The 13,407-nt window shown below is 34.5% G+C and carries 13 protein-coding genes and 1 riboswitch; of the genes, 1 reads left to right on the top strand and 12 read right to left on the bottom strand.

Translation table 11 applies throughout. The features are described 5' to 3' along the window. Positions 1 to 25 precede the first annotated feature (25 nt). Entirely contained in the window at positions 26 to 1,057 is a 1,032-nt protein-coding gene (locus Gferi_RS27070) for an HD-GYP domain-containing protein (protein ID WP_069981204.1), read from the bottom strand. A gap of 129 nt (positions 1,058 to 1,186) precedes the next feature. Next, positions 1,187 to 1,273: riboswitch (cyclic di-GMP riboswitch) on the bottom strand. 194 nt (positions 1,274 to 1,467) lie between these two features. Next, positions 1,468 to 2,154: an RDD family protein gene (locus Gferi_RS27065; protein ID WP_069981203.1), complete on the bottom strand. Its 687-nt coding sequence runs from the start codon at positions 2,152 to 2,154 to the stop codon at positions 1,468 to 1,470. A gap of 59 nt (positions 2,155 to 2,213) precedes the next feature. Between Gferi_RS27065 and Gferi_RS27060 the strand changes: the two genes are divergently transcribed. Next, positions 2,214 to 3,149 carry a stage II sporulation protein M gene (locus tag Gferi_RS27060; RefSeq protein WP_069981202.1) on the top strand — a complete coding sequence of 312 codons (936 nt, stop codon included), beginning with the start codon at positions 2,214 to 2,216 and terminating at the stop codon, positions 3,147 to 3,149. Positions 3,150 to 3,151: 2 nt separating this feature from the next. Here Gferi_RS27060 and Gferi_RS27055 read toward each other — a convergent pair whose 3' ends face one another. From Gferi_RS27055 to Gferi_RS27005, 10 genes are all read right to left on the bottom strand, one after another. Continuing rightward, on the bottom strand, positions 3,152 to 4,462 hold the full coding sequence (locus tag Gferi_RS27055; RefSeq protein WP_069981201.1) for a DUF58 domain-containing protein: 1,311 nt from the start codon (positions 4,460 to 4,462) through the stop codon (positions 3,152 to 3,154). A 13-nt stretch (positions 4,463 to 4,475) separates the two neighbouring features. Then, positions 4,476 to 5,429: an AAA family ATPase gene (locus Gferi_RS27050; protein ID WP_069981200.1), complete on the bottom strand. Its 954-nt coding sequence runs from the start codon at positions 5,427 to 5,429 to the stop codon at positions 4,476 to 4,478. After that, the gene (locus Gferi_RS27045) at positions 5,399 to 6,412 is read right to left on the bottom strand and encodes a hypothetical protein (protein ID WP_069981199.1); all 1,014 of its coding nucleotides are present in this window, start codon (positions 6,410 to 6,412) and stop codon (positions 5,399 to 5,401) included. The genes Gferi_RS27050 and Gferi_RS27045 overlap by 31 nt, the downstream gene beginning before the upstream one ends. Next, on the bottom strand, positions 6,399 to 7,043 hold the full coding sequence (locus tag Gferi_RS27040; protein WP_069981198.1) for a hypothetical protein: 645 nt from the start codon (positions 7,041 to 7,043) through the stop codon (positions 6,399 to 6,401). The genes Gferi_RS27045 and Gferi_RS27040 overlap by 14 nt, the downstream gene beginning before the upstream one ends. Positions 7,044 to 7,055: 12 nt before the next feature. Beyond that, a complete protein-coding gene (locus tag Gferi_RS27035) occupies positions 7,056 to 8,027 on the bottom strand; it encodes a hypothetical protein (RefSeq protein ID WP_069981197.1) in 972 nt (323 codons plus the stop codon). Positions 8,028 to 8,380: 353 nt separating this feature from the next. Then, entirely contained in the window at positions 8,381 to 9,295 is a 915-nt protein-coding gene (gene galU, locus Gferi_RS27025; RefSeq protein ID WP_069981195.1) for a UTP--glucose-1-phosphate uridylyltransferase GalU, read from the bottom strand. A gap of 152 nt (positions 9,296 to 9,447) precedes the next feature. Beyond that, positions 9,448 to 9,996, bottom strand: coding sequence for an HD domain-containing protein (locus Gferi_RS27020; RefSeq protein ID WP_069981194.1), 549 nt, complete (start codon positions 9,994 to 9,996; stop codon positions 9,448 to 9,450). A 65-nt stretch (positions 9,997 to 10,061) separates the two neighbouring features. Continuing rightward, positions 10,062 to 11,156: a UDP-galactopyranose mutase gene (glf, locus tag Gferi_RS27015; RefSeq protein ID WP_069981193.1), complete on the bottom strand. Its 1,095-nt coding sequence runs from the start codon at positions 11,154 to 11,156 to the stop codon at positions 10,062 to 10,064. Positions 11,157 to 11,172: 16 nt separating this feature from the next. Then, entirely contained in the window at positions 11,173 to 12,207 is a 1,035-nt protein-coding gene (locus tag Gferi_RS27010) for a lysylphosphatidylglycerol synthase transmembrane domain-containing protein (protein ID WP_069981192.1), read from the bottom strand. 11 nt (positions 12,208 to 12,218) lie between these two features. Next, on the bottom strand, positions 12,219 to 13,241 hold the full coding sequence (locus Gferi_RS27005) for a glycosyltransferase (protein ID WP_069981191.1): 1,023 nt from the start codon (positions 13,239 to 13,241) through the stop codon (positions 12,219 to 12,221). Between the last annotated feature and the right edge of the window lie 166 nt (positions 13,242 to 13,407).

Genomic DNA, 13,407 nt, shown 5'->3' with positions numbered 1-13,407 from the left:
TAAACCTTAAGTAAATTATTTTGATCTAAATCATCAAGTCTACAATTTCATAGTTGCTGTTTTTAGATAGATCAATAAACTTATCATCTACCTTCACTAAGGGTTTGGTTGGTAGATACTTATTGATTGTTACAATCTTTCCGACTTCATTTGAGTTTAATTTGACAGAATTACCTATATACAGTGGAAAAATATTATCTAAGAAAACATTGCAAATATGAGAATCTAGTGCATGAAAAAGGCTATTATGCAGAATCTCTATTGCTTCAAAGGGAGATTTTCTAGATTTATAAGGTCTCTTAGAGATTATGGCATCAAAGGTGTCTACAACAGCAATAACTCTCGCATATTTGTGAATTTCAAAACCTTTTAAATTCAAAGGGTACCCGCTTCCATCCATACGTTCATGATGCTGGCGAATACCATCAAGTATATCCACGGATATACCTGGAGTCTTTTTTAAATAATTGTATCCATGGATCACATGAGCTTTAACCATTTTGAATTCTTCATCTGTCAGCTTATCTGGTTTGTTTAATATTTCAAAGGGTATCATAGATTTGCCAATATCATGCAAAATTCCTGCTAATGTTAGTTCTTTTAATTCATTTAAGGGAAAACCTAACCATTTTCCAGTGATTATAGCCAATACACCTACATTTATAGAATGGCTGTAGGTATACTGATCCAAAATATTTATTTTTCTTATTTTAGATAAAATATTATTATCTTTTATGAGTTCTTTAATAAAGGGTTCTATAGCCTGTTGGATTTTATCTAATTCTAACTTATTTCCGAGGCGAGCATTATGAAATACCGACTGAACAGCTAAAAGAGCTTTATGGTATTCTTTTTCCCATTGAAAATCTTTGCTTCGAATTTGCTCTTCCCTATCCTCCTCCAAAACACAAACATAAGGAATTTTTAGTTTTCTTATATTTTTGATATGTTTTTCTGTTAAAATTGCTTTACGGGCAATAAGCAGTATTCCATTTTTTCCTAATATGTCATTTTTTAGTATCATCCCCTCTTTAAGATCGCTACTTCTTATTATCATCCCCTTAAATCTCCCTCCTCTGTCCTTATCATTAAGCAATATTAAAAAAAGTATCTATGTTGCCATAGATACTTGAGAGCTTAAAAGATAAGGTACTCTAAACAATAACCTTTTTCTTAGACAAAATGCTTCGGTAGCCTGGCAACCATAGGAGAGTTCTCCCGTAGGCCCATAGCTTTGTGTCCTTATCTTTCGATAAGTTTACTAGTATCGGCAATTTGATTTTAAATCGATATAATCTTAAATATGTAGTTCTTAAGTCCTAGACATATTATATGCAAGAAGCATTGTCGAAGTAAGGGGAATTTAGTCGATTTTTTGAAAAAATAAATAAATTTTCTCGAACTGTTATATTTATTCTATACAGACTGCAATGAAGAAGCCTTAGAATATCGATTGACTTCGCTTCCTTATCTGTTTAACTCATTTTCTATCCAACGAACACCCTCTTCGTCAATACCTTCATATTTATTTGTAAAATAGGCCTGTATTTTCTCCTTTAATTTTTCTCCTTCTACCATGACCTCATTCTTTTCTTGCATATAGGTTAACAGTAAAGTCATATCTTCCTCATCTAAATATTTTCTTACATTTTCCGGGAGCATAGCATCGGTAAAGTGCAGGTTTTCTTTTTCTTCTTCGATAACCATCGTGGAGGATAAGATATCTCCAAGTCTAGATTCATCCTCTCTAAAGAGCATCATCAGAATTCCAATCATATAGTTGTCTAGAAATATTTTAAAGAGATTTCTTATTAGCGAATGTTTAATATCTATGGGCTGGCCGTTTTTCCTGATCGTCTTAAGTCCTAATAATTTCTTTCCAAAAGTTCTTCCATCCATAGTCATTTCTAGTAGCGTGAAATATCCATAATTGATGAATGACACAATGAGCAGTGCAATGGCTACCGTATAGGAGCTCTGTGATTCCAAATACGCTACAGGATCATGCATTCCTGCTAAGAGCAGCAAAATCAACAGATATAGGAGCCCCTGGATAAAATAATCTATAAATGCTGCCACAACACGGCTTCCAGGCCCCGCAGGCCTATAGGCGACCTCTATATTTTCCGGAGTGGTAATAACGACCCTTCTCATAAAAATTCCTCCTTTTTACTAATTAGAAAATTTGTTACAATAGTTTCGAGGTGATAATATTGAAAGAAAATGCATTCATCGAAATGAACAAAGCCTATTGGATTGAACTTGAAGAACACATTAACTTATTCCATAAAAACAACATCCAGCGTATAAGTTCCGATAAAGTCGATAGATTTCTTTATTTATTCAGGACAGCCAGTCATCATTTGGGCTATGTAAGGACCTACTATCCCGGGTCAAAGCTTGAAAAGTATTTAAACAACTTAGTGGGAAACGCCCACCATCATTTATATGCCGTTAGAAAAAATCCTTGGTATGATTTTAAGAATTTTATATGCTTTGGTTTTCCTCAACAAATCTATCGGTATCGCTTTTCTATATACTTAAGCTTTTTTGTATTTCTATTGGGTGGATTCATTAGTTTTTTTATGGTCATCCAGAATTCCTCCACCAGTTTATACTTTCTCCCTAAAAGCATATTAGAAACTATTGATTACAGTTTTACTCCAAAGCAATGGGATTATCCTCTGATGTCCAGTATCATCATGATTAACAATATTGGAGTAAGTTTGAAGGCCTTTGTCTTTGGAATATTCTTAGGCATAGGAACTCTATATATTTTATTTTTTAACGGTTGTATCTTAGGTGCTTTAACAGGGTTAGTATGGGGAAATGGTGATCTTGTTGCATATGCTTCCCTTATTCTACCCCATGGCATATTGGAATTAACGGCTATTTTTATTGCAGGTGGTGCAGGTCTGCTTTTGGGTAAAGGTCTACTGATACCTGGTAAATATAAAAGGCTGGATGTTGTGGTAAAAAACGGGAAAGAGGGCATAAAGCTTTTGCTGGGAGCTGCTATTTTCCTAATCATTGCCGGATTAATCGAGGGATTCTTTACCCCACTGGATGTTTCTCCTATGATAAAATTGGCATTTTCTGCATGTACGCTGGTTAGCATTTTATTATATCTGCAAACCGGTAAACAATAATACTACATAATTTCTCGATTCTTTGCTTTCATATACTCATTGACGGCTTTATATACAATATTCTCTCTATCACATTCAATGCAGGTAACACCCTTTTTATTTAATGATTTTATGATTTTTTTTCGTTCATCCATCATTTTATACGCTGTGCCTTTTAAAAAGACATCTTTTTTATCCTTCACATTTAGGTGGATCGCTCCATCCAGCTTCTCATCCTTTACCAAGAAAATAAGAAGATGGTGCTTTTTCGTAATGTATTCAATTCCTTTTTCTATGTAATATACCTCTTGCAGTGTATGGATATCTGTAAACAGACAAATCAAGCTTCTTCTCTTCTCCTGATGACTAAGATAAAATAAGACTTCGTCAAAATTCGATGTTAGCTTCGTCCCCTCCACATGATAAAGGCTTTCTAACATCTGGTTTCTGTGGAAATCTCCCTTCGAAGGCTTAATAAACCGGTCTACTTTTGTATTAAACACCAGCAGTCCAGACCGATCCTTGTTATAGCAAACCACGTCTGACAGAAAAACACATGCATTGATGGCCAAATCCAGTTTGCTGTATTCATTGACCCGATAACTCATGGTCCGGCCTGTATCTAATAAGATATAAATATGTTTGTTGTTCTCAGGCTCATACTGATTAACCATCAGTTTATTTTCCCGGGCACTCTTCACCCAGTTTATTTTCCTTACATCGTCTCCCTTTACATATCCTCTAAGACTCTCAAATTCTTTTCCATCGGATTTCTTTTTTGTAATATGATTCTCATTGCCTAAAAAATATTCTTTTCTGAGCATCATGTGGTACTTCTTTAGATTATTTAGACTTGGATATACTTTATATTCTGCATCGCACCTTAGCAGCACATCTTTCTGGATAAGCCCTAACCTTCCTCTCTGCCGTATATAGATATCTTCCAGCATAAAGGCCCCTCTCTTATTGGGCTTTATGGTCCATATAAACGCTTTACAAGAATAGGGCAAGATTTTATCCTTCAGCACTTCTTCTTCACATGCAAAAGCACTGGGTAGTTCTTGCATGACCTCTATGAATGCTTCATAGCCGCTTTTATTATATATTCTGACCTGAAGCTTTTCCTGCTCTAGTAAAGATAGCTTTCTATCCCCGATTCTTTCTACTTCAAAAGACTTCTTTGTAGGTGTAATCGTATAATCTGCTATAGTGAGGCATAGTAAAAGGATATTATAGAAAATAAATGTTTCGATAAATAAGCGAAAAAAAATACTGATGCCTATCACCAAGATGCCTAAAAGCAATGCAATCAAAAACAGCTTCGTAATCTTCACGCTTTCACCAACCTTAACGGGGAACCTTTACATTGGATAAAATCTCATGGATTACATCATCGGTCTTAACCCCTTCTACATAAGCCTCCGGTTTAAGAATGATGCGGTGTCTTAAAATAGGACAGGCCATTTCTTTTATATCTTCAGGAATAACAAAATCCCTTTCTTTTAACAATGCATTGGCTTTAGAAGCTTGAAGCAATGCAATAGAACCTCTAGGGCTGCTGCCTATCTCAATAAATGGGAACTCCCTGGTATTATTAATAATCTGTACCATGTATTCAATCAAGGAGTTTTCTACAATAACCTTTTCCACTTCTTGCTGACAGCCCAATAGATCTTCCTTGCTGCCAACCTGCTGGATACAGACATTTTCAAGGGTTTTATCAAATCCTTCATGGTATCTTTTGACAACAGTTACTTCTGCTGCCATGGAAGGATATGCTATATAAATCTTCATAAGAAATCGGTCTAGTAGAGCTTCTGGCAGTGGATAAGTTCCTTCATATTCTATGGGGTTCTGTGTGGCAAAGGCGACAAATGGCTGTGATAATTTATAGCTCTCTCCATCAATGGTTACCCGTCCTTCTTCCATGGCCTCCAGCAATCCTGCCTGGGTTTTTGGTGGCGTTCTATTGATTTCATCTCCTAACAGTAAATTAGTAAATACAGGACCCTTAATAAATTCGAACTCTTTTTCTTTGGTATTATAAATTCGGGCACCGGTTATATCAGATGGCATCAGATCCGGAGTAAACTGTACTCTTTTAAAGTCGATTCCAATGGTCTTTGCCAATGATTTAACAAGCAGTGTTTTTCCCAGACCCGGAACCCCTTCTAAAAGACCATGTCCCTTTGTGAGTATGCATATTAGCATCTGATCCATGACCTCTTCCTGTTCAACAATGACTTTTCTCAATTCTTGCTTGATGCTGTTTATAAATTCTTTTGCTTTAACTTCACCCAAAACTCTTCTCTCCTTTTTATCATTATTTGGGTAAGCAGATCCAGATCCTTTATCACACTAAACCCAGCTTTTCTGTTTTCTTTTTGGTGATCAAATACCCTCGCTGCTTCTTCCTTATGAGGGAGACCATGTCCCGTCCAGAGGTCAACCCAATCCTGAGGCAGGACAGCACGCTTAAAGGTTTTCTTAAATTCGTTCTCAAACTCTCTATGGAAAGCATCATAGACGATATCAATGCTCTCACACTTTTCGTAAAGATTTGCCGATGCATGTAGATATTCATTTTCGTCCCGTTCAATCTCATCGATGATTCTCTTGGGCTTTCCAAATCCCTTGCCTAAATAAAAAATTACTCCTATAAGTGTCAAAATCAACTGAAACAATATGAATTTAACATGTATAGGCAAGTTTCGATATAATGAGGGTGATTGTCCCCCTAAAAACCGATAATGCTCATTAAAATAAATATCTCCACCTAGAGACTCTATGCATTTGAAAACAAAATAAGCTCCTTCTCTATTTTTCAGGAGAGTGTTATTTGTCACTAGATCAATGTCACCAATCAGCAGTTTCCCTTCGCCAACGGCATATAAAGAGGCCTTATCTTCATGGGTTTCTACTCTATCAGCATAGGTGTACTGCTCATAAGCAGGGGTTAGATAAATCAACTTTCCTCCTGCCTTGATCCAATCCTCCGCTTCTTTTAGATCAAAGCTGATAGCTGCTCTATTTTCTGTAATGATATAGATATCTCCATCATTTTTTTTCAAAAGATTCCCCGCATCTACCTTTACCGAATAGCCTAAGTGTTTGAGCGTATCATAAAAAATAGATACTCCTTCTAGAGAAGTATTAAGAGGTAAGGACTCATTGTTTTGATTTGTTTTTCCAAAACTTTTTTCTATCAGGTGGTATCGGTTATTGAGCAATAAAAAAGCAATAATCAGCATAGCAAAGATGATTATTCGTTTATTCCTGAACATAATTTTTAACCTCCATAAAAAGGTCGTTTACTTTTTCCTTGTACCAAAGGAGTCTATCTTCATTTACTTCTTTATTGCCATACCAAATGTAATAAAAATAATCACCGATACATATAAAAATTGCTACACCTTTAAATGCTTTTCTTCTTAGCTCTTTGATAATTTCCATATTTGTCTTGGATTCATTTAAAAAACATAAGGATTTTTCATTCATGTACAACAAAATACTAATAAAATATAACCTTACTGCTTCCCGATAGTTGCCATCCTTTTCAAAGCCAATCGCCTTTTCAAAGAGGTATTCAGGGCTGGTATCTTCATGAATAACCTCTCCATAAAGTATTTTGTTCTTAATGCCTGTATCTTCCCTTGTCTTAGCCATATAGTAATAGAGCAGTATCAGCAAACCAATGACTATGATGATGAACCATATATTACCTGAAATTGGAGGACTTTCAGGCATAGGCTTATAGCTTCTATTGGACGGCCTATTGAACCATTTCCCTATTGCCTCTAAAACTTTGTCCCATACATTTCCTTCTGACCTCAGATGTATATATTTGGGGCTTTCTATCACTTGATCAACCGCTTTTTTGAATGCCTCCGGTTCTATAAAAAGGATATGTCTCACGGTGCTTCTCCTCTATTCGTAATGTATATCTAAATTTTCAGGAAGTTCTTCAGATTTTTTATGTTCAAGGGACTCGATCATGTTGTTTATTTTTAAACCCTCTTTTTTATACTTCATATTTATATAATAAACCGTCCATATGATGGGGCTTATAGGGTTTAGAAGAATCCCCACTACAAAATCTATAAAGGATCTTCCTTTTTGGCTGTATAGCATCATCTGTGTTACAATGGATTCTCCACCCTGGATTTTTCCAAATAAAAAGCTAAGCAATCCTACAGCACCTGCAATGGATGCATATACTGATACATTAACACCCCAATGAAACATAGATATACTCAATACGCGAAAGGCATTTTTCAAAACCTCTCCTTTTGCAAATTGCATACTCCTTTTAATGGAAGCAAAGCCCTTTTCTTTATCAAATACAGCAATATGCAGGGAGTAAAACAGAAAACTGCCTATGATTGCTGTAATAAAAGATAGAAAAAGTACATTAAATAAAAGGTAAGTTAATATACCAGAGACCATTTGCTGATGAAAGACGGTGACTGCAGTAGTAGTAACACCTGCCAATCCTAGGATGAACAAGATAGGAACAAGGCATATTGCTAAAGCTCCCACGATCCGAAAGATATACTTGAAGCTGGAAAAGGCCCTTCCCAAAGCTTCTGAAGCAGAGATATCTTCCCCGTTGATATAGCTGTGAGTCATATGGAAAATCCCCACATTGTTTAGACTCATCAAAGTTCCTATACCCATAATCAACAGCACTATGAATAATACGAATCCAGGGATACTGCCCAGATTTATCCAAAACAGCATGGGAAGAATCAATAGCCCTCCAGCCATCATCATTACAATTATTATAATGGCAAATAAAAATTGATAACCTATTAAGCTTTTGAATTTCTTCTTATATACCTCCATCGAGAGATCCAGTACTTTTGCATCCGTTATTTTTTCTTGAAACCATTCCTGCATATTTAGCCTCCTTCATTCGCTTTTATACTATTTTAACATATTTTCTATATATTGTAATTGTTTCTGTAAAAAACTAGGAGCCGGTTTGAACTGCCTCCATCTGGCTTCCTAAAAATTTTAGAACAAAGTGGATGGAATTAAATGTTGCCTTGAGAAAATATGGCAAAATCCCGATTAGGATTTTGCCTGCCGTATCCCCTTTGAAATCCTTTAAAAACCGTATTAGGCGCAAATATTTAACAATAAGTATCACTGCCTCTTCTACTATTTCGCTTTATCAACCATGTAGCGGACAATAAAAGAAGAGGATACCAGTTTGGGCAAATTCTTTTCTTACAGAAATATTTCTATCATTACTCCACAGATACAGAAAGCTCTTCTAATTCAGCAACTCCTGTTTTCTTCTCAACTACCTTATTTAAATACTTAAAGAACTCTTCTCTTAGATCTTCACGTCTTAAAGCAAACTCAACAGTGGCTTCCAGGAAACCTTGCTTATGCCCTACATCATATCTTCTGCCTTCAAAGTTATAGGCATACATAGCTTCTCTTTCAGCTAAGACCTTAAGTGCATCTGTTAGCTGAATTTCTCCACCATTACCTGGCTCTGTCTTCTCTAAGATTTCAAATATAGCTGGGTTAATAATATATCTACCTAGAATAGCCACATTTGATGGTGCCTCTTCTACAGCCGGCTTTTCAACTAATTCCTTAACCTTATATATCCTACCTTTTAGGTGTTCACCTTCAACAATACCGTATTTATTCACATCTTCTCTAGCTACTTTCTGTACTCCTAGTATAGAGGCTTTAAATTCATCATAGGCTTTTATCATTTGTTTTAGGCATGGGTTATTAGGGTTGTGCACGATATCATCTCCCAATAAAACTGAAAATGGTTCATCACCAATAAAGCTCTTGGCGCAGTAGATAGCATGACCTAGCCCCTTAGCTTCTTTTTGTCTTATATAGTATATATTTACCATATCTGATATCTTTCTAGCTTCTTCTAATAAGTCATGCTTCCCCCTTGATTCCAGCTCCAACTCCAATTCAACAGATTTGTCAAAATGGTCCTCAATGGACTTTTTGTTGCGACCTGTAATAACTAGAATTTCTTCAATACCGGATTCTACTGCTTCTTCAATAATATATTGTAATGTAGGCTTGTCTACAATTGGTAGCATTTCCTTAGGTTGTGCCTTTGTAGCTGGCAAAAATCTAGTTCCTAGGCCTGCTGCTGGTATGATTGCCTTGCGTACCTTCATAGTTATTCCCCCTTCTTTAATACCGTAAGCTTTGTCAAACCATTGCATGATTTTTTCCATTGCTAGCGCTAGCTTTGTTTCATCCTCTTCAATTATTGGGATATTTTAGCCCCTCCCCTTTTTCTACTCCCTTAACCTCATAATCTTTCTTTTTAAACTGCTACTTTCTTTTTTTCAACACTAGGTGTCATTCTTTTTTTAATATTTATAATATTAATTCCCCTTGTAGCCTGAACTAAATTGGATAATTTCCTTGTAGTTTTAGTTTTTTTGTATAGTCCCAGGAACTCCATTGTTGCACAATACTTATCTACCAAGCTTACAATAAAAGATTCTTTATACTTTGGAAACAAAAATGGTGTAGCTGGCCACATATGTTTTTTTATGATATCCTGTTCAAGCTCGGTTAAATGAAAATGAGTGTTTGCTTCTTTCAGTGCTAATTTACTATGGGTAAAAATGCTATAAATAAAAGACTTAATATCTTTTATTCTAAAATCATGGAGCAATGCGCCTCTTGCTGCAGCATTCTCATTTAAGCCCAATCGTTTGCATACGATATAGCTTATATAAGAGGTATACACCAAATGGTCTAATAAAGTTGCACTTTTTGAATGCTGCTCAAGTTTATCCATTGATTGAACGAGTGGACTGTCTAACAGATCTGCAATAGCCTTATTAAATTCATAAATATATTTCATTCTTATCATATCCCTTCGTGTCTTAAATTTAAGCTTTATATGACTTACCTTAGAACACTTACACATTACAAATTGGCTGTTATATTTAATACTGACTCAACCACTTTATCCATATCGCAATATTTGTAACTCCCCAATCTACCTCCAAAAATTACATTAACTTCTTTTTCAGCGAGGTATCTATATTTCTCATACAAGCCATTGTTGTATGTGTCGTTTATTGGATAATAAGGCTCTTTGTTAATATTCCATTCATCGCTGTACTCATAACTGATTACTGTTTTTTCTTGTTTACCAAACTCAAAATGTTTGTGTTCGATAATGCGCGTATAGGGTATATCTCTATGGGTAAAATTAATAACTGCATTACCTTGAAAATTATCTGTATTTAAAATCTTGTTCTCAAATCTAATACTTCTGTATTGTAATGGACCATAACAGTAATCAAAATATCTGTCTATGGTTCCAGTGTATACAACAGTTTTAGCCAAACTATCAAAATGCTCTTTTTGATCGAAATAATCTACAGAAAGTATTAGTTCTGTACCTGCTAACATTTTTTTACAGATTTGAGTATATCCACCGATAGGAATGCCTTGGTAGGTATCATTGAAATAATTGTTATCATATACAAACCTAACGGGTAATCTTTTAATAATAAATGCTGGCAGCTCTTTGCAATTTCTCCCCCATTGCTTCTCGGTATATCCTTCTATCAATTTTTCATATATATCTCTGCCAACAAGGGAAATCGTCATTTCTTCAAGATTTTTGGGAGGCTCCTTAATTTGACCCGACTGCTCTCTTATTTTTTCTTTTGCTTGATCTGGAGTAATTGCTCCCCACATTTTGTTAAATGTGTTCATATTAAAAGGGAGATTGTATATTTCGCCCTTATAATTAGCAAGCGGACTATTAATGTAGTGATTAAAGTCAGCAAACTGGTTGATATAATTCCATATTTTTTTATTTGATGTATGGAAAATATGCGCACCATATTTATGGACATTGATGTTTTCAATATTTTCACTATAGATGTTTCCGCCTATATGCTTTCGTTTTTCTATCACTAAGCACTTTTTACCTCTGCTTGTCATTTCATTAGCAAATACGCAGCCGAATAATCCTGCCCCTACTATTAAATAATCGAATTTATTCATATAACAAACTCCTTTTTCATTTTTTGCTTATAAATTTCCCGTTAATCAGAACAACCATCATTCCAATAAGCAAGATGAGATAAAAGCTTACACTTCTTGTAATAATCATTGAGGTAGTCAAATATTGTTCTGTAAATATACTTCCTAAAGCACTTATATATATGAGCTCTGTTATACCTTGAGCTCCCGGTATTGGCAACATATCTACTGCCACATAAATTACAGCCTGAATACAAAGTATGGTAAGAAGACTCGTATTTTTCAAAGACAATCCAAAATAAATAAAAACGGGAATAAACAAAAGCGATGATCTTTGAATAAATGTCAATAAAGTTAAAGCTCCCATTTTAAACTTGTTTTGAAACAAAAAATCCACCGAATCTTTATATCCTGCAATAAATAAGTCAATTTTTTCGCTACGACAGTGGTTCACTTTTAACAGCTTAAATCTTATCAGTAATTGCTCCAATTTATGGATAATGAATTTAGTTTTTTCAGGTATTATCATAAAAGCAAGTATCACAAAAAGAATTAAAATATTTAAAGTCAAACCTAAATAATACACCCATACATAAACATTCAGGTACTCTATAATGCCATTTGACCAAAAAAACAATAATGCTACCCCCATAAAGACCATAATTAGTTTGTAAAAAAGTGCCATGGATAAAAGGGCTACTGTACTTATAGCAGTGCTGTTTCCATCCTTTCTCATATAATAGAGCTGAAAGGGTTGTCCACCTGTGGCAGAGGGTGTTATTCCTGAATAAAAATATCCGATAAATGCATATTTTAAGCATCTAAAGATAGATAGTTTTTTATCTTTTTGTTTTAAAAGTATCCATAATATAAAGCTTTCAACAATTATAAATAACAACGCAGCTACAATACAAAGCAGAAGCCAAAATAAAGATATATTACGCATGTTATTTAATAGATCCGCTAAGCTATATCCATTAAATATGGTATAGCCTGTAAGAATGGCTATCGTTAAAAACAGTAGCCCATTCACAAATCGTTTATGTTTTTTAAAAAAAGTAAATATTTTCATTTAAATTCCCTCTAAGCGAACTTATACTTTCTCTTAGCAAAACGGTAACAAGAAATTGCTACTTTATCACATATAGGCTCTGGCAGTATCGTAATTGCATTTAATAAAAAGTACTTAACTTGCGTATACAACGATTTATCTATAGTTCTAAGTTCCATCCACAGTTTGTTCATTTCAAATTTGTACTCATTTGTATTTGACAAAGAGCATAAAGTAGAGGTTATTGATATTAAAATGGATATTTGTCGTATCATATACCTTGCAAGTTTTGGCGACATTTGTTTTATTTCTTTTATGTTATAACTGTTTAAAATTATTTTTGTCACCGTAAATTGTTGATCGATTCTCCTTATCATGGATTTTTCATTTACCGACTGGTCTTCTCTTCCGATAAAATACTGATAAAAATCTATATCGAGATACATCAGTTTTTTTACATAAGGCAAAGGTTGATATGCAAAAATATTATCAACATAAAATGTATGTTCAGGTAGCTTTACACCTGCCAACCTAATAACTTCTGTTCTGAATGTCAGTGAATGCATTATTAAATATTGTGATATGGTAAAATATTTCATATCATCCCATGTAGAAATCTTGTTGGAATCAAACACATTTCTATAATGAACTCCATGAAAAGTACCATTATCCAAGCGATTATACACATAGTTAGAAACAAATAAATCGATTGTTATATCACTTTCCACGATCTCTTTAATCTTGTTGAGTAGTGTTAAATAGCTGCCTTCCTCCACCCAATCATCAGAATCTACAACTTTAAAATAAATGCCCTTTGCCCGCTCTATTCCTACATTTACACCGGAGCCATGCCCCCCATTCTCTTTATGTACAGCCTTCACTATATTGGGATATAGATTTGCGTACATATCTGTTATTTTTCCAGTTTTGTCTGTAGAACCATCATTTACTATAATAATTTCTACATCTTCTCCACCCGGCAAAAGAGATTCAATACATCGCTCTAAATATGCCTCTGAATTATAGCTCGGTACTACAAATGTCAAATACTTCATGATTAAAGTCCTCTCTTTTCTTGAAATTAATGCTTTCCAAACTCTTAATATCATCATAATAAAAGGGATTTAAATATCTTTTATATAGTGTATAGAAGAAATATTAAGGGGCAAGAGGAAAAAAATTATGAAAAATTATCAGCAACAAAAAAAATCGGGTGAGTCC

The sequence above is a fragment of the Geosporobacter ferrireducens genome (assembly GCF_001750685.1).
In the GTDB taxonomy this organism is placed as follows: Bacteria; Bacillota; Clostridia; order Peptostreptococcales; family Thermotaleaceae; genus Geosporobacter; species Geosporobacter ferrireducens.
The sequence above is the reverse complement of the archived record's forward strand: the minus strand, read 5'-3'. Positions and strand labels throughout refer to the sequence as shown.

Excerpts from the sequence above, each read along its gene's own strand:
- Gferi_RS27045 (WP_069981199.1), bottom strand. The coding sequence starts at position 6,412 with ATGTTCAGGAATAAACGAATAATCATCTTTGCTATGCTGATTATTGCT.
- Gferi_RS27065 (WP_069981203.1), bottom strand. The coding sequence starts at position 2,154 with ATGAGAAGGGTCGTTATTACCACTCCGGAAAATATAGAGGTCGCCTAT.
- glf (WP_069981193.1), bottom strand. The coding sequence starts at position 11,156 with ATGAATAAATTCGATTATTTAATAGTAGGGGCAGGATTATTCGGCTGC.
- Gferi_RS27035 (WP_069981197.1), bottom strand. The coding sequence starts at position 8,027 with ATGCAGGAATGGTTTCAAGAAAAAATAACGGATGCAAAAGTACTGGAT.
- Gferi_RS27070 (WP_069981204.1), bottom strand. The coding sequence starts at position 1,057 with ATGATAATAAGAAGTAGCGATCTTAAAGAGGGGATGATACTAAAAAAT.
- Gferi_RS27020 (WP_069981194.1), bottom strand. The coding sequence starts at position 9,996 with ATGAAATATATTTATGAATTTAATAAGGCTATTGCAGATCTGTTAGAC.
- Gferi_RS27005 (WP_069981191.1), bottom strand. The coding sequence starts at position 13,241 with ATGAAGTATTTGACATTTGTAGTACCGAGCTATAATTCAGAGGCATAT.
- galU (WP_069981195.1), bottom strand. The coding sequence starts at position 9,295 with ATGAAGGTACGCAAGGCAATCATACCAGCAGCAGGCCTAGGAACTAGA.
- Gferi_RS27010 (WP_069981192.1), bottom strand. The coding sequence starts at position 12,207 with ATGAAAATATTTACTTTTTTTAAAAAACATAAACGATTTGTGAATGGG.